Origin of the sequence: Flavobacterium sp. (assembly GCF_035760125.1) — a bacterium.
Taxonomy (GTDB): Bacteria; Bacteroidota; Bacteroidia; order Flavobacteriales; family Flavobacteriaceae; genus Flavobacterium.
The window spans coordinates 1-17,191 of the sequence record NZ_DASTTN010000065.1 but is presented as its reverse complement, the minus strand read 5'-3'; the positions used below and the strand labels follow the sequence as shown (position 1 = coordinate 17,191).

11 protein-coding genes are annotated in these 17,191 nt (G+C 36.8%); all 11 read right to left on the bottom strand.

Annotated elements, in window-relative coordinates:
* Positions 1-299 precede the first annotated feature (299 nt).
* A complete protein-coding gene (locus VFS71_RS02760) occupies positions 300-1,235 on the bottom strand; it encodes a sialate O-acetylesterase (RefSeq protein WP_326399244.1) in 936 nt (311 codons plus the stop codon).
* A 7-nt stretch (positions 1,236-1,242) separates the two neighbouring features.
* Positions 1,243-3,462, bottom strand: a complete 2,220-nt coding sequence (locus VFS71_RS02755) for a glycoside hydrolase family 3 N-terminal domain-containing protein (protein ID WP_326399243.1) — start codon at positions 3,460-3,462, stop codon at positions 1,243-1,245.
* A gap of 38 nt (positions 3,463-3,500) precedes the next feature.
* Positions 3,501-5,234, bottom strand: coding sequence for a cellulase family glycosylhydrolase (locus VFS71_RS02750; protein WP_326399242.1), 1,734 nt, complete (start codon positions 5,232-5,234; stop codon positions 3,501-3,503).
* Positions 5,235-5,435: 201 nt separating this feature from the next.
* Positions 5,436-6,893, bottom strand: coding sequence for a glycoside hydrolase family 30 protein (locus VFS71_RS02745; protein WP_326399241.1), 1,458 nt, complete (start codon positions 6,891-6,893; stop codon positions 5,436-5,438).
* 44 nt (positions 6,894-6,937) lie between these two features.
* Entirely contained in the window at positions 6,938-8,416 is a 1,479-nt protein-coding gene (locus VFS71_RS02740) for a glycoside hydrolase family 30 protein (RefSeq protein ID WP_326399240.1), read from the bottom strand.
* 3 nt (positions 8,417-8,419) lie between these two features.
* Positions 8,420-9,265, bottom strand: coding sequence for an endonuclease/exonuclease/phosphatase family protein (locus tag VFS71_RS02735; protein WP_326399239.1), 846 nt, complete (start codon positions 9,263-9,265; stop codon positions 8,420-8,422).
* 134 nt (positions 9,266-9,399) lie between these two features.
* Positions 9,400-10,506: a glycoside hydrolase family 16 protein gene (locus VFS71_RS02730; protein WP_326399238.1), complete on the bottom strand. Its 1,107-nt coding sequence runs from the start codon at positions 10,504-10,506 to the stop codon at positions 9,400-9,402.
* Between the two features lie 88 nt (positions 10,507-10,594).
* A complete protein-coding gene (locus VFS71_RS02725; protein ID WP_326399236.1) occupies positions 10,595-11,554 on the bottom strand; it encodes a hypothetical protein in 960 nt (319 codons plus the stop codon).
* Positions 11,555-11,561: 7 nt separating this feature from the next.
* The gene (locus tag VFS71_RS02720) at positions 11,562-12,644 is read right to left on the bottom strand and encodes a PKD domain-containing protein (RefSeq protein WP_326399235.1); all 1,083 of its coding nucleotides are present in this window, start codon (positions 12,642-12,644) and stop codon (positions 11,562-11,564) included.
* Positions 12,645-12,658: 14 nt separating this feature from the next.
* Entirely contained in the window at positions 12,659-14,167 is a 1,509-nt protein-coding gene (locus VFS71_RS02715; protein ID WP_326399234.1) for a RagB/SusD family nutrient uptake outer membrane protein, read from the bottom strand.
* A gap of 14 nt (positions 14,168-14,181) precedes the next feature.
* Positions 14,182-17,191, bottom strand: a 3,010-nt coding sequence (locus VFS71_RS02710) for a TonB-dependent receptor (RefSeq protein ID WP_326399233.1), incomplete at its 5' end; no start/stop codon positions are given.

Here is a 17,191-nt window from a genome sequence, read left to right as displayed (position 1 = left end):
GAAATTATAGAAAGTTACAACTGCTTTGACATTTATAGATTTGGCGATATGGCTAAAGACCTTGAAAATTACCCAAATCATTTAGAAAACTACCTACTGCAAAAATAAGCATTGGACTTAAAAAGAAAAAAATATTGAACTTTTTATAAACGTCAATGGTAAATTTTTACAAAAAAGCGATACGATTCTTCCGAATTGTATCGCTTTTGTGCTTAAGAAAGTCGTGCTATTTTACTAATTCAAAACTGTTTCTCAAACGACTCTATTGGAAAAGACAATTATAATGACTTTATAATCTTTCAATTCAAAGATTCAACTTTGGTCTTATTTGTATTCTTATTATTTAAAAGAAAAACTGCTTTTGCAAATTCTTTCCCTAAATCAATATATCCATCACTTTTATAATGGTATTTGTCTGAATATTTATAAGTGCTTGTAGTCCGTACAATACTTACATTAGGTTCGGTTGCAGCAAATTTTTCTTGCCCATATTGCACTAATTCGCCAAAACGCCAAACTTTTCCGTCGACATCATCACCTGAATCGGATATTTTCCCAATTACAATAGGCAAATCATTATTTCTAAAAGTTGCTCGCATGAGTTCCATTAGTCTTTTTAAATTTGCGTAATATTGATTACCTATTTGTTCTGTTTTGTCTGAATCGCTTTCTCCTTGCATCCAAATAATACCGCTTGGTATCAAAACATCTTCAACTCCATCGCTGTTTATGTCTTGCACAGCCATGGCGTTATTGACTGTTTTTAGAAAATAATCGTATTGATTAATTCCTTTTCCTCCTCTAAAATCAGGCTCCCAAGCTCCAAAATAAGAAGTTCCACTACTGTCTATCGATGATCCAATTCTGGAATATTTTATGATGGCCAATTTTTGGTTAGGATATAATTCTTGCAGTTTTTTGGCAAACGAAAGCTCAACACCAAATCGATCCGAAAATGCATTACTCTTTCCATCAGAGGCAAATCCAGTTCCATTGCCTGGCTGAAGCACGTCCCACTTCCCTAATCCTCCGTTTTTATCATTATCCCCTACAGGATTCCCTTGGTAAATAAAAACATTTTTATTTTTTTTATTCAAAGAATCCGGAAGCTCTTTTACATAACCATAGCCTTGCATATTCGACTGACCTCCCAAATAAAATACTCTTATTGTATCTTTTTTGGATTGTGCCAAAAGTAAAAAAGGCCCAAGAAAAAACATTAAAATATATTTCACTTTACGATCATTTCACCAATTCAAAACTGTCTCTCAAACGGATATCTGCTGAAGACGAACCAATCATCAAATCAAAATCACCAGGTTCTGAACCAAATTCCAATGCATTGTTATAAAATGATAATTTTTGATTGTCAATGGTAAATTGAATTGTTTTGGTTTCCCCGCGATTCAATGTGATTTTTTGAAAATCTTTCAGCTCAATTATCGGACGCACTACGGAACCCACTTTGTCTCTCAAATACAGCTGAACCACTTCTTCACCTTTTACGCTTCCAGTGTTTTTTATGTTTACCGAAACCGTAATTGACTCATTATTTTTCATTGTTTTTTGAGATAATTTCAAATCCGAATATTCAAAAGTCGTATAACTCAATCCATATCCAAATGGGAATTTCGGAGTTGTTGGCAAATCGATGTAAGCTGATTTATAGATTTTATCCTCATTAATTGAAGGTCGTCCTGTATTGAAATGATTGTAATAAATTGGAATTTGTCCTTCGGTTCTAGGAAATGACATTGGTAATTTTCCAGATGGATTGTAATCTCCAAAAAGCACATCGGCAATAGCATTTCCAGCTTCTGAACCCAACCACCAAGTATAAACGATAGTTGGCATATTATCCGCAATCCAATCAATAACAAGAGGCCTTCCCGCATTTATCAAAATAACGATAGGCTTTCCAGTTTTTTGAAGTTCTTTGATTAATTCCTCCTGAACACCTGGTAAGTGCAAGTTGCTTTTGCTTTTGGCTTCCCCGCTTTTGTTGAAATTTTCTCCAATACTTAAAATGATCACCTCAGCTTGGCTCGCAACCTTCAAAGCATCTGCAAAACCTTCTTTGCTTTTATCTTCTACACCACATCCTTTGGCATACAAAATTTTGGTTCTTTTGCCTACTTTATTTTCCAATCCTTCCCATTGTGAAACGATATAAGACGAATCGATTTCTTTTACATCAACAGCCCAAAAACCGTGATTGTCTCTTTTCGGTTTCACCATCGGTCCAATAAATGCAATCGTTTTTAAGCCTTTGGAAAGTGGCAAAACGTCTCTTTCATTTTTTAGCAGCACAATACTTTTCGATGCCATTTCTCTAGCCGCTTTGGTATGTTCTGGATTATTCAGTTCCTTTTGCTCTCTTTCTGGATTGCAAAATTTATACGGATCATCAAACAATCCTAATTCAAATTTCTTGCGCAAAATTCTTTTTACAGCATCATCTATTAAGGCAACAGGAACTTTGTTTTCTTTTACCAATTGCTCCAGATTATAACGATACGCATTGCTTTCCATATCCATGTCGCTTCCTGCTGTTATCGATGCAAGAGCGGCTTCTTTATTGTCTTTTACATAACCGTGATTCACCATTTCGCCTATTGAACCCCAATCGGAAACCACAAAACCTTGAAAATTCCATTTTCCTTTCAGTATATCCCTAAGCAAATAGTTATTCGCACTTGCTGGTATTCCGTTTAGGTCATTGAATGAATTCATGAAAGTGGCAGCGCCGGCATCCAAAGCTGCTTTGAAAGGAGGCAAATAAGTCTCCCAAAGCATTCTGTTACTCATGTCAACGGAGTTGTAATCGCGTCCTCCAACGGCAGCTCCATAAGCTGCAAAATGTTTAACACATGCCATAACCGAATTCACATCACCCAAGTTTCCTTGGAATCCTTTGACTCTGGCGTAAGCAATTTTAGAACCCAAATAGGTATCCTCACCAGCTCCTTCCATTACCCTTCCCCAACGCGGATCACGGGCAATATCTACCATAGGGGCAAATGTCCAGTGAATTCCGGAAGCAGCCGCTTCTGTCGCTGCAACTCTGGCCGCAAGTTCTATGGTAGTCAAGTCCCAACTTGCAGCTTCGGCCAACGGAATCGGAAAAGTGGTTTTGTAACCATGAATCACGTCCAGACCAAACAATAGCGGAATTTTCAAACGGGACTGCATAGCTAATTCTTGATACTGTCTGGTGCGTTTTGTTCCCATCACGTTCAGCATCGAACCTATCAGCCCTTTTTTAATTTCATTTTGTTTGTTGTTATTAATTGTAATAGGACCTGTAGCTGCATCATTACTGGTGTATTGATTGAGTTGTCCTATTTTTTCTTCGAGAGTCATTTGCTTAAGCAAAGCTTCCACTTTCTGGTCTACGGTTTGTTGCTGCGAAAAGGCAAAAACCGATGCAAATACGAATGCCAGTGTTATTGATTTCTTCATTTTTTAAATTTTATATTCAATTTACTAAAACCCAATCATTATTTAGCCGTTTTAAACTCCAAAAAATTAAGGTTAAAATTTCCTCCTTCAAAATGAACGCGAATTTTATTGATTCCTTGCTTCAACGCTACATTTTTTAGTACAATAGTTTTCCAAACTGTTTCTCCCCCGGTAGCAGGTAGCTCCATTGTTTCCGAAATTTTCTTTCCGTCCTGTTCAAAATACAATTTCCCTCCAGCTTTTTCACTCGAATATCGAACTGCAATATCAAAAGTACTTAGTTTTTTTGCATCGATGGTAAATTGTAACCATTCACCCTCTTCAATAAAGGAGACCTGAAAACCGTTGGTTATTTTATCCGTACAGGCTACGATATCAACACCATCATTTCTCATTTTGCCCCCTTTATTCCATTGGGTAAATTTAGTTCCGTCGTAATTTGCTACATCTTTATCGGTATAAGCAAAACCGTTTTGTCCCAAATCAAATTCTGTTGCAAACACTTTTCCAGGAATCACATGATTTTTATACTTTTTGGTATCGTTGGTCTGAACTTGTCTGAACATCGCGTCAATCACATCATATCTGATGGTCAAGTGTTGCATTTTATAGTTCTCCGCTGTTTGCATCAAGACTTTTTTAGCAAAATCAGAATTGGGTTTTTCACCTCCATTTTTCCAATAGTCCAATAATTTATCGTAGTTCGGTGCTTTTGTAACCGAAGTAACTCCAGCTAAATTTTCAATCTTTTTCATAGGCCAAAAAGCCCAGCCTATATTGTTGGATTCCATTAATGAAATGGCTTCTTCAAACCATACATTCGAGTTTTCACCGCTTTCGCCCAACCAAATCGGAACATTGTATTGGGTTCGGTAATTCAACATCGTTTGGATGGATGCCGTATCATTTGTATTCCAATATTTATGAAAACTCAAAGCCATATTTTCATCCCAAAGCGGGAACATACCATTGTAATTATTTCCCCAGCAATTTCCTTCGATTATAATCATATGATGAGGGTCAATTGCTCGTATCGCATTTGTAAGTCTGACCTGCAAAGCTTTCAAAGGAGCATTTGAGGTTTCGTCGCAACCATTTTGATTCGTACCCGTGAAATTCCAATTTGGTTCATTAATAATATCATAACCACCAATCCATGGACTGTCTTTATAACGTTGCGCCAATTTTTCCCAAAGTGCCACCATTTTGTCCTGATTTGCAGCACTCTCCCAAAGCGATGGTTTTGAATCATCGTAGTCGGATATTGCAGCATCTTTCCCTTGTCCCCCAGGAGTTGCATGCAAGTCAAGAATTAAGTATATTTTATTGGCAGCGCACCAGTTTAATAAATCATCTGTCATTTTAAAACCTTCTTCAAGCCAAGTAATTTGACCGTCTTTTTCGGTTTCAATTGCCGGAGTGTATAAATTGTAATGCATCGGCAATCGGATGGAATTAAATCCCCAAGCGGCCAAAGAGTCAACATCTCTCTTAGTTATTCCATTTGCTTTATAAGCTTTATAGAATTCTTCGGTACCTTTCTCACCTAATAAATCTGTAATTTTTTGTTTGATTTTATATTGTGGGCCAGCAAAAGCACCGGTTTGAATCATGTAGCCTTCCTGAACCATCCAGCCTCCAACACCCAAACCTCTTAAAACAATATTTTTACCGTTTCCATCCACGATTTTTTGTTCATCTCTGTGCAAAAAACCCTGTCCAAAAGAGACAATGGTTAAGCACATGAAAGAAAATACAATTATTTTTTTCATCTCTATTATTATTAAAATTTGAATATTTAAAAGAATATCTTGGGCGTGCCACCATTAGGAAAAGGGGGCTGACATATAGCAACGCTTAGTCGCCCCGCCCCCTTTTCCTAATGCTGTCGGGCTGTACGCGCTACTTTGGTAGCCAGCTTCCATCCCTCACGCGTAACCTCAACTTTACAGGTTACAAGAAATTTTACAGGATTAATACACCAATGTCTGAATAGAATTTGGCAAAATAGTAATTTGGGTAGCTTGAGTTCCTACACACAAATTATAAATTACGCTAGCATCACTTTGGTTCATAACAACAGTTACCATTTTTCCATCTTTATTCAAAAATGAAGTACTCAACAGACTGCTTCTGCTCACGGCAGTACTGACTCTTTTGGCTTCAGGACGAATAAATTTTGAAAAATGTCCAATATAATAATACGAAGGGGTATAAATCAACTCTCCCGTTTTGGTATCGGCATGAATAGGAGCAAAACAAAAGTTACCCACGTGATTAGGTCCACCATTTTCATCCAGAAGGATATTCCAATCCGTCCAACCAACTGTTCCATTATTGAAATCATGAATCATAGAAGTTCCATAACGCTCGCCATTAGCCCACAATTGGTAATTTTTAGCATCAAATTTCTCAACACAACCTTCTGTAAACAGTAAATTTTTATCAGGATAGGCTTCATGAACTCTGGCTACATTCTCAAACATTGGTTGTCCTCCAGCCCAAGTTTCATACCAATGAAATCCCATTCCCCAAATATATTTTGATGCTTCGGGATCAGAGAACGTAATGTTGGCTCTTTGTACCATTAGATCACGGTTGTGATCCCAAGCAATAATTTTTTTATCTCCTAACCCTTCTTTTTTCATTGTAGGGCCAAGGTAATTTTTCACGAAATCTCTTTCTGCTTCAGCAGTATACACACAAGATTCCCAGGTTTGCACTGCCATTGGTTCATTCTCTGTACTGATTGCCCAAATTGGAATTCCTTCTTTCTCATAGGCTTTTACAAACTTTGTATAGTATGTTGCCCAAGTCTGAAAAAACTCCGGTAACAATGTACCGCCTTTAAGCATATCTTTATTACTTTTCATAAAAGCAGGAGGACTCCAAGGAGTTGCATATGTCGTAATTTTTCCACCAGCAGTAGCAATTGCCTTTTTGATCAATGGAATTCTATATTTTCTGTCGTGCTCAATTGAAAAGGTTTTCAATGCCGTATCACCCTCATCGATGTAAGTATAACTCCCCGAACTAAAATCGGAACTGTGAATAGTGGTTCGCATCAAATTATAGCCGATACCTTTTTCTGTATTAAAATAAGCATCCAAGAATTCTTGCTGTTTCTCATTGGACAGTTTGGCAAAAACTTCGGCACTGGCATCCGTTATAGCTCCTCCAATTCCGAGAAAAGACTGGAAGGTTTTATCTGGATTTACAAAAACACAAATCTGTCTTTCTGTTGGTTGTGCCAGTTCAGAAAACATTAAATCATCTGTTTTTGACAATCTCAAATTAGTACTTTCAGCAGTAGTGTACACCGCAACAGTTTTTCCTTTTGTTGAAAAAAAATGTGCTTGTGATTTACTTTTTTGTTGTCCAAAAACAAAAAAGCTGGCGAGTACTAATACTGTGGTGGTTATTTTTTTCATAATCTATAGTATGGTGGTTGTTTTATATTTTTTGGCGTTAGCTATTACCAAGTATAGGTTCCTACTGCTCCAGCATCTAGAGATGTAGTAATCCATTTTCCTTTGTATTTAATGTTGAATAATGCAGCAGCGTCGCTATCATTTACAACTAACAAAACTTTTTTTCCTGCTGGAGTTTTAAAAGCAACATTATGTAAACTACCACTTATATTACTTGAGATTCTAACAGAACCCGCAGGAATAAATTTGGATGCATGAGCCGCTATATAATAACCAACGTTTCGCACCACTGATTCCGTCCCACTTACCGTTACCGCACCTTTGCACACTGTACATCCACCGTCTGTATGTGGTCCAAAAGCACCATCATTGGCAAGGTTCCATTGCAAAGCAGTTTTACTCCAATTACGCATTGAGCCAATGATTACATTTTTAACTTGCCATCTTAAATCACCATCAAATGATCCGGTAGATGAAGTGTACTGTTCCGTAAAATATACATCTTTATTAGGGTAAGCGTTATGAACCGTAGAAAGCGCACTAATATCGCCACCATACAAATGAAACGCAGAACCAGTTACAAAAGGGTAAGCCGCAGCATCTTTTAGAACCGTCATTGGATATTGGGGGTTATCGCAATTATGGTCATAAGTGATGATTTTTGTGGTGATATTAGCCGCTTTAAATGCAGGCCCTAAATTATTTTTTATAAAATCAGCTTGTTGCAATGCAGTCATTACCATACTCGGATTATTACCACCGTGCAAAGGTTCGTTTTGAGGCGTAATTGCATCGATTACAATTCCTTCAGCTTTCATTTTTTGAATATATTTTACAAAATATTGCGCATAAGTCTCATAATATTGAGGTTGCAAACTTCCTCCCATAAAATTATCATTATCTTTCATCCAAACTGGTGCAGACCAAGGAGAACCCATTATTTTGATCTTAGGATTAATTGCCAAAATTTCTTTCAATAATGGAATAACTTCACCCATATCAGGAGTCAAGCTGAAGTTGGTTAAATTAACATCTGTTTGTCCTGTTGGCATATCATCATAGGTAAATGGAGTAGCGTTCAAATCAGACGCTCCAATACTAATTCTTAGGTAACTCAACCCTACTGAAGTATCTCCAGAACCAAACAATTCTTGTAATAAGTCTTTCTTTTTTTGGGCAGCCAATTGATTGATTACTTGTGCACTTCCACCAGTAAGTGTAAATCCAAAACCATCAACAGTTTGATATGTTTGAGTTTCATTAACTTCTATGATTGGGTAAATATTCACTCCATTTCCAAAAGCCAAAATACCCGTTTGTTTTTTCAAAAGCGTTGTTTGATTTCCTTTGGTCAACCAAAAATCAACTTCGTTTTTTACTACAGGAGTAGGTGTTGGTGTCGGCGTTGGCGTTGGTGTCGGCGTTGGTGAGTCCCCGCTATCATTGGAGGATGAACAACTAATATGTATGGATGATAAAGCGATTAAGAAAAACAGCTTTGCTAATTGATGTATTTTTTTCATTATTTATTTGCAATTAATTTCGATAAAAACAGGGAAATGATCCGATGGGTATTTCAAATCTTTGGCATCTGACAAAACAGCATATTTATTAACTGTAATAGAGTTACCTTTTGATAAAAAAATGTAATCAATCAAATGTGTTGATGCTTCATTATATTTAAAATTGTTAAAAGTTCCATAGGGACCAAAAGGTTTTTCTTTCGAAATTGTTCTGGCATCATTCATTTTATTTTTTAATGCAATTATTCGGTCTGTTTCGGGTTCTGAATTAAAATCACCCATCAAAACAACGGGATATTTATTGCTATTTAATTTTTCAATTCTTGAAAGGATCAACTCTAATCCTTTGGTTCTTGCCTCTTCACCTACATGGTCCAAATGGGTATTAAAAACCCAAATCAACTTATTACTTTGCTTATTCTTCAAAAGCGCATAAGTACAAACTCTGTTGTAGGCAGCATCCCAGCCTTTTGAAACAGTATCGGGTGTTGGTGATAGCCAAAAGGTATTGGATTCCATTACCTTAAATTTTTCTTTGGCATAGAAAATATTCGACGACTCTCCTTTTCCTATTCCGTCTCTTCCTATCCCCACATAACTGTATTGTGGAAGTGCAGTAGCTATATCCAATACTTGATTGGGTTTTGCTTCTTGAACCCCAAAAATATCGGGGGCATAAAATTGAATCTGTGCATTAAAAAAATCTTTCCTGTGTGTCCAGTCATTTTCCCCATCCGATTCGATATCAAGTCGGATATTGTAAGTCATTACTTTCAATATTTGGGCATTGCAAAAAATACCCATCAGAATAAAAATGATTGAAATTGCTGTTTTTTTGGAGAGATTCATTTTATCTTTTTTTATTGGTTTCTGTTAGTCAGACAATGCCAGGTAATTCTTCATCAGAGCTTCTGTTCAACTTGATAAAAACAGAAGCCGCTAATGAAGACCAAACTCAAACTACCTAACTTAACCAAAACATTTTAATTGTATACTCTAATATAATCAACCTCCAAAGTAGAGGAAGTAAAATTTGGATCTACAGGACCGCCCCAAACACCGCCCATTGCTAAATTTACAATCAAGTAAAAGTTTTTATTGAATGGGAATTTATCTGAATTTGCAAAAGTATAATACAACTTATCATCCACATAAAACTTTATATAGGTAGCTGTCCAATCGGCCGTATAGATATGGAATTCGGTATTGTCAGTAGGCACGTTTATAGTTCCCGTATCTGGAGTAGCTCCTGAACGCCCTGGAGAATGTAATGATGAATGATTGACATGCAACTCTTTTCCAACAGATTCTAAAATATCTACTTCGCCACATGCAGGCCACCCAACACTACCAATATTACTGCCCAGCATCCAGACTGCAGGCCATGTCCCAACACCTGTTGGTATTTTTGCCCTAATTACTACTTTGCCATAAGTAAAATCGAATTTTCCATTGGATTCTAATCTACCCGAAGTGAAGTCACCCTTTCCGTATTGTTCTCTGATGGCTTTTATTTTCAAAACACCGCCTTGAACAATTGTGTTTTCTGGACGATTGGTATAAGATTGTAGCTCGTTGTTAACATGTCCCGGATCCCAAATTTGGAAAGTCCATTTGGAAGCATCTGGGGCGCCATCTGTATTAAATTCATCAGACCACATTAATTTTGACCCAACAAAAACAGTTATGGAGAGTGTTTTGCTAACAAATTGTCCAGCATTATAAGCAGACACATATAACACATAAGTTTTAGTACCCGATGCAGTATAGGTGTAAGAAAAGCTTCCGTTTGTTACTTCCTTTGTTTCTCCATTGCCAAGGACTATTTTATATGATGTTGCATTTGTTGCCGATAATTTAAAATTTACGACTCCGCTTCCGTCTCCATTTGGGTTTTGAGCGTCAGTTCCAACAACAGTTGTTGTTACCGAAAGATCTGAAGGCTTCGTTTTTGAAACATCTTCACCACCACCATTACTGTCGCTACAGGATAGTAACATCAAAAAAACAGATAGACTAATGAAGAGCAAACCAACCGATAATAGGTAATTCTTACTTTTCAAATCTATAAACCATATATTATTTCTCATATTTTATTTTGAATAAATTCAATTAATACTAAAACAAAGCTCAGAACAGTCTCAAAAAAGTTCTGAGCATAGGCTTTAGTTAAATTAATTATGGTGCTGGTTTCAGTTTAAGATACCAAGCATTTCCAGTTTCAGTTCCTTGTACTCTTAGATATAAATAATCAGAATTAATAACCAAGATTTCATATTCTTTTAGTACAGCACCATATCCAATAAACGTATCTACTCCAGACAATAAAATACTCACTTGGGTAGATGGTGAATTATCACCACTAGACGCTTCAGCTGGCGCTCCACTTGAAGCAGGAACAAAAGAGAATGCAGAAGTTCCTCCTGGATAATTATAACATCCTTCAGCTCCAGAGCTAGGAATACCAGGAAGAGTTGTTAATGAACCTGTTTTTGTAAAAGCCCCATCGGGAGTAGTAACTTTCAATTCATAATTTCCAGTAGCAGCAACTTTTGCAAAAGTAAAAGTAGCCGTATAGAAACAATTTGCAGAAGCTACCTTTTCATTAACTCCGGCAGACCACCATTCTGGTCTGATGGAGCCAACATTCCAAGGACCAACACCAAGATGACCAGGGACACTTTTATCAACAACCCAAGTTTTTGTACCATCATTGGTCAATGCAGTTACAATTTCTGCAGGAGCGTTAAAATCACTTCTTACAGTAACATCTTTGGTAATTACTGATGAAGTACCTCCTGCTCCATAAACCACTGCAGTAACTGTATAAGTATGTACTCCTTCATTGGTATATTTTTTAGTTGTTTTCCCATTTGGCAATAAAACTAAATCTACATCTGTATTAGCATCATAATCTATTTTATAAGAAAGAGCCTTATCTGCAGTTATAGTAAATTTCACTTCACCAGAACCATCTCCATCCGGATGAGCTGCATCCTGACCAACAACTTCTGTATTTATCACAATATTCGAAGGTGCCGTCAAATCTCCCAGACTATATTCTTGTTCGCTACAACTAACTAACGTTAGAGTCATAGCGATGAAAAGCCCTAAAATGTATTTAATATTTGTTTTCATATTTTTTCTAATTAGTTAATCTAACATTATCGATATAAATCACTTCTCCTGCTCCTGCATCCGAATCATTAAATCGTAAAACAAGTTGAGTAAATTTGGTACCTTCTGGTATTCCTGAAATAGCACTGTAATCAAATACTAGTTCTTCCCAAGCTCCAGAAGTGGTAAAGGCTGCTTTTTGTACTGCAACACCATTTGCAGGAGTTCCTCCAATAGCCCATTCCAATTCAACATTTAATTTTTTACCAATATTTGCTGCATCAGGATTATATGCCAAAACTTTAATTTTTTTGCCATAAGCAAAATTAATTGGAATATTCAATGGACTGTATGTTCCACTCCAATTAGGCACTCCAGTTGGTTTTGTATATTTACCTACAGTTGCACTAGTGTTTAGACCAGTTGCATTTGGGTTTGCCACTTTAGAAAATGTCACATCACCAAAAGTCCCAAAAAAGTAATCTACACCTGCAGTTTCAAAATCAATAGGGAATCCAAATAATGATTTAGTCCCTTCTGTCTTTGCCGCACCTCCGCTTAGAGCTACCACTTTCAATACAAAAGGACCTCCGGTTGCCGGATAAGTATGAGGAGGCAATACTTCGTCAATAGCCATTGGAGTACCTTCTTCATTAGCAACATCTCCATAAAACACTAAAAATGAGTTGGCATAATCAGCCTTCGCGCTTACTTTCATCTCATCAGTAGTTTTAATCTCTAAGTTTTCAGGAGCTCTGTAAATAACCTTCAACGGAAAGGTCTGTTCAGTTGCACTTCCAGAAATAGAAATAGCTGTAACTTTTACAGTATAGTCCCCTTCTGGATAAGCATGAGTTGTACTTTCTCCTGGTGCTACCGAAACTGGTCCATCAGTACCATGGCCATACTCTACTGTAAATGATGTAGCACCATCTCCAGTTGGAGTAATTTTTACATTTCCTGAATTGTCATTACTGATATCAAATACTTTATTAACATTTCCAGAACTTACCCCTGGCAAAGATGTATCATCGCTAATACCCTCTATCGAACAACTTATGGCAACAGCCATCAATGCTACAAGGCTTAATATAAATTTTATCTTTTTCATAATTTTATCTTTTATTAATTATAGCCAGGGTTTTGTTTCAATTTGGTTCCTTGAAGTTCTCTGGTTGGAATAGGGAAAATTTCATCTACACCAGCATTAAAACCTCTATTTGCTAATCTAGTAGCAGCATCACCCCATCTCACTAAGTCGAAAAATCTTAATCCCTCACCTGCAAGTTCCATTCTTCTTTCATTTTTAATGGCTTGAAGGGTAACCGGAATTGAGGGCAAACCAACTCTTGATCTAACGGCATCTAGCAATGCTTGCGCTCTTGCTCCTGAACCCAATGCTTCAGCTTCCATTAAATAGGTATCCGCAAGTCTAATTATGTAAGAATTTTGCTTATAGTTCAACTCGGCAGCTCCTCCTCCTGTTCGAACATCTTCTTTACGGGGAACAAATTTGTTTAAGAAATAGCCTGTATCTTGATATCCACCAATATAATCGGCCTCACCGGCCGCTTTCATTGCTTTAAGATCTAATACAGTAGCCGCAAATCTTGGATCTAACTTAATTACATCGTATAAATCTTGTGTAAGAACATTAAAACTCCATCCTGATGGTAGATCTGGCGCTGGTGACCCTGCTGGTTTAGAGTAAGATCTAGGTCCTACCATTATATTCAATGAGTTCCCTTCATCTGCACCTGATCCCCAGAATCCCCAATCAGAATTTCCAGCGCTAGTATGGGATACCTCAATAAGTGACTCTGTATTAAACTTATTGGAAACAACCCATAAATCACTGAATTTCGTCAACAATTTATTTCCATATTGATTTGGTGCTCCCGGAGTACCATTCACTTGAGCCAAAATAGCAGCAGCTTCAGCTTTTTTACCTTCAAACAAGTATACTTTCCCAAGCATTGCTTGAGCTCCTCCTTTTGTAAGACGTCCCGATTCTGTATCAGCTGGAACAGATGTAGGCAAAGCAGCTATTGCTTCTGTCAAATCTTTTTCAATTTGAGCATAAACTGCTTCAGGGGCTGCTTGTTCTACATCATACATATTTGTAGCAGTCAAAGGATCCAATAATAATGGGATATTTTTAAACAAGCGCACCAAGTTGAAATAATAAATTGCGCGTAAAGCTTTTGTTTCACCTGCAAATCTAGATTTTAAATCATCATTCATTTCAACGTCTGGTAATTTTACAAGTAATGTATTGGCTCGGAAAATTCCTTGAAAGTGGTCATTCCAAAAACTTTCAGGAATGCTTGTAGGAGTAAGTGAATGTGTAGAAAAATTTTGGATTCCTAAACCATCTGTAGATCCACCACCTCCTGCGTAAAAATCATCGGAACCCGCATTCATCATCGCCATCATATTTTCAAAACCACCTGAGTTTTTTCTAATAGGGTCATAAACTCCAACAAGTGCTGCAGTAGCCTGTTCTTGGTTTGAATAATAATTATCAGAAAGGAATACTCCTTTTGGTTCTAAAGTTATAAACTCATCAGAACAGGATCCAAAAGAAACCATTGCTAACGCAATAAAAAAGTATTTATATTTTATCGTTTTCATAATTCTTAATTTTATTAAAATTGTAGATTAACTCCAAGCATGAATGTTCTCGCTTGTGGATAAATCCCTTTATCTATTCCAAATACACCTCCACCAATCTCAGGATCATATCCAGTATATTTAGTAAGTGTGAACAAGTTCTCTCCAGTTAAGTAAAAACGCACTTTACTCGCTCCTATCTGTGAAACTGTATTCGTTGGCAATGAATAACCAAATTGAATTAATTTTAAACGTACATAATCACCATCTTCCAAGTAAAAATTTGACATTTTACCAAAGTTACCGTTAGTATCATCATTAGTAAGTCTAGGAAAATCATTGGATGTTCCTTCTCCTGTCCAGCGACTCAAAGCTTCAGTTTGATAATTCGCATTCCCAACATCTAATCTGCGTAATCCTTGAAAAATTTGATTACCTGCAGCTCCTTGAGCAAAAGCCATAAAATCAAAGTTTTTATAGGATAAATTCAAGGTCAATCCAAATGTGTATTTTGGAATATTACTGCCCAAGAATTGTTTGTCATCATCAGTAATTGAACCATTACCGTCTGTATCTACCCAACGGAAATCCCCAGGGCGTGCATTTGGCTGAATTAAGCCGCCAGAAGCATTTGTATAGGCTGCTATTTCTGCGTCATTTTGAAAAATCCCTGCCGTTTTAAAACCATAGAATGAGTTATATGAATGGCCAACTTGAGTTCTTGTAACAGCTCCCATTGATTGGAAAGAAGCATCTCCAACAATATAATTTGTATCAGAGGCAACATAAGTAACTTTATTTTCTAAGTATGCAACATTCCCATTAACAGAAAAATGAAAATCTCCAAATTGTTTTGTATAACCTAATTCAACCTCAACACCTTTATTCTCCATATCGGCAACGTTTCCGGCAGGATTAGAAGTAACACCCACATAACCTGGTATAGTTATCGGTCGTAAGATTCCACTTGTTTTTTTATTGTACACATCAACCGTAAGGTTTAAATCATGAAAAAATCTTGATTCAAATCCAATGTCAGCTTGAGAAGTTTCTTCCCATCTCAAATCAGGGTTGTCTAAAGTAAGGTTAGCATATCCTGTTGTGATTGACCCTGTATTCCCAAAAGAATAATTATAACCACCACCAACTAAAGAAAGATATTTAAAATCCTTATCCCTGTCTGAATAGTTATCATTACCAACTATTCCATAACCTCCTCTAATTTTTAAGCTGTTAATCACTTCGTTTTCCTTCCAAAAATTTTCTTTAGAAACCACCCATCCTAAATTGAACGATGGAAAAACACCATATTTATGATTGGCTCCAAAACGAGAAGATCCATCACGACGAATAATTCCGGTAAACAAATATTTTTCTTTGAAATCATAATTTACACGTGCAAATAAAGAAGATAATTTGTGCTCTGTAAAATCATCAGTACCACTATCTCTATTTTCCTGTGTTATTGGAAAATCAAAAGAAGCATCTTGATAACTTGTAATAGGCAAACCATACATCACCGCACTTGAACTACCCCCAATATTATCTACATACGCACCTTGACCTAACAATACAGTAAAGTTATGGTCCCCGATAACATTTGAGTAAGTAGCTATATTTTCAACATTCCATGCAAAGCTACTGTTTTCACTTTGACCATAATTATTTTTAAGTGTGTTGACAGTGGCACTCAAATAATATACAGGCGTAAATCCTTGATTACCCCAATATGCCTGTTTTGCACCAAATGTTGTTCTGAATTTAAGATGTTTTGAAAAAGCTGCTTCCAAATAAGCATTACCAACTAAGTCATCAGACCAGTTATATCCACCAAGCCTAGTTTTAGAATAAGCCAAAGGATTTGTCATCTCTTGCCCAACTAAACCAGAAATTCCGTAAGGATTACCATTAGCATCACGAATAACTGGATTTTTACTATAGGGAGCCGAATTCGCCAAAACAGGATCTGTCTCAATAACTGGAGTGATTGGATCCAAATTGATTGCAGAACTCAATGGTCCTCCAAATTCACTATTCGTATTACCTATACCAACTGATTTTTGTCTTGTGAAACCTAAAGTTTGTCCGAAAGTGAAAACTTTAGATATTTTGTGAGTCGAATTCAAACGGAAGTTCTTTTTATCATAGTTTGAAATCTCAGACAAAACTATCCCATCTTGATTTTGAATTCCAAAAGAAGCATAAAAAGTAGAAGTATCACTTCCTCCACTAATACTCAACTCATGAGAATAACGGAAAGCATTAGTATTAAAAATCTCTTTTTGCCAATCAGTACCTTTGCCTAAGGCAGAAAGATTAGAAAACAGTACAGGCCCACCTGCAGCTGTTGATTTTTCATTTAATATAGCACCATACTGCGTCGCATTTAACAAATCCAAAGTCTTTGCGGGAGATGATACTCCAGAAAATCCATTATAGTTAACGGTAATTTTTCCAGATTTACCTTTTTTAGTTGTAACCAAAATTACACCTGTTGCAGCACGGGTTCCATAAATTGCAGCTGAAGCAGCATCCTTAAGAACCTCCATAGATTCTATATCCGATTGATTAAGAAAACCAATACCTCCAGCATCCACAACAACACCATCTACAACCCAAAGTGGATCATTTCCGCCATCACCAAAAGTAGTTATACCTCTAATACGAATAGTTGATGCAGAACCTGGCTGTCCAGAACTGGCAGCAATCGTAACTCCAGAAACTCTACCTTGTAGAACTTGCTCAATACGACCGTTAGGCACTTTTTCGAGATCTTTTGCTCTAACACTAGAAATCGCTCCAGTTACCACACTTTTCTTTTGGCTACCGTAACCTACAACAACGACTTCATTTAAGTCTTGAGAAGCAGAATACATTTTAACCTGTAATTGTGTTCGCCCACTAATAGGCTCTTGAACCGTTTTATACCCTATAAAACTGATAGTCAAACTTCCATCTTTAGGGGCTTTAATTTGGAACTTACCATCGAAGTCTGTCGCTACTGATGTTGTTGTTCCATTTAAAACAATGGTTGCCCCTGGAATT

Excerpts from the sequence above, each read along its gene's own strand:
- VFS71_RS02755 (WP_326399243.1), bottom strand. The coding sequence starts at position 3,462 with ATGAAGAAATCAATAACACTGGCATTCGTATTTGCATCGGTTTTTGCC.
- VFS71_RS02750 (WP_326399242.1), bottom strand. The coding sequence starts at position 5,234 with ATGAAAAAAATAATTGTATTTTCTTTCATGTGCTTAACCATTGTCTCT.
- VFS71_RS02745 (WP_326399241.1), bottom strand. The coding sequence starts at position 6,893 with ATGAAAAAAATAACCACCACAGTATTAGTACTCGCCAGCTTTTTTGTT.
- VFS71_RS02740 (WP_326399240.1), bottom strand. The coding sequence starts at position 8,416 with ATGAAAAAAATACATCAATTAGCAAAGCTGTTTTTCTTAATCGCTTTA.
- VFS71_RS02735 (WP_326399239.1), bottom strand. The coding sequence starts at position 9,265 with ATGAATCTCTCCAAAAAAACAGCAATTTCAATCATTTTTATTCTGATG.
- VFS71_RS02730 (WP_326399238.1), bottom strand. The coding sequence starts at position 10,506 with ATGAGAAATAATATATGGTTTATAGATTTGAAAAGTAAGAATTACCTA.
- VFS71_RS02725 (WP_326399236.1), bottom strand. The coding sequence starts at position 11,554 with ATGAAAACAAATATTAAATACATTTTAGGGCTTTTCATCGCTATGACT.
- VFS71_RS02720 (WP_326399235.1), bottom strand. The coding sequence starts at position 12,644 with ATGAAAAAGATAAAATTTATATTAAGCCTTGTAGCATTGATGGCTGTT.
- VFS71_RS02715 (WP_326399234.1), bottom strand. The coding sequence starts at position 14,167 with ATGAAAACGATAAAATATAAATACTTTTTTATTGCGTTAGCAATGGTT.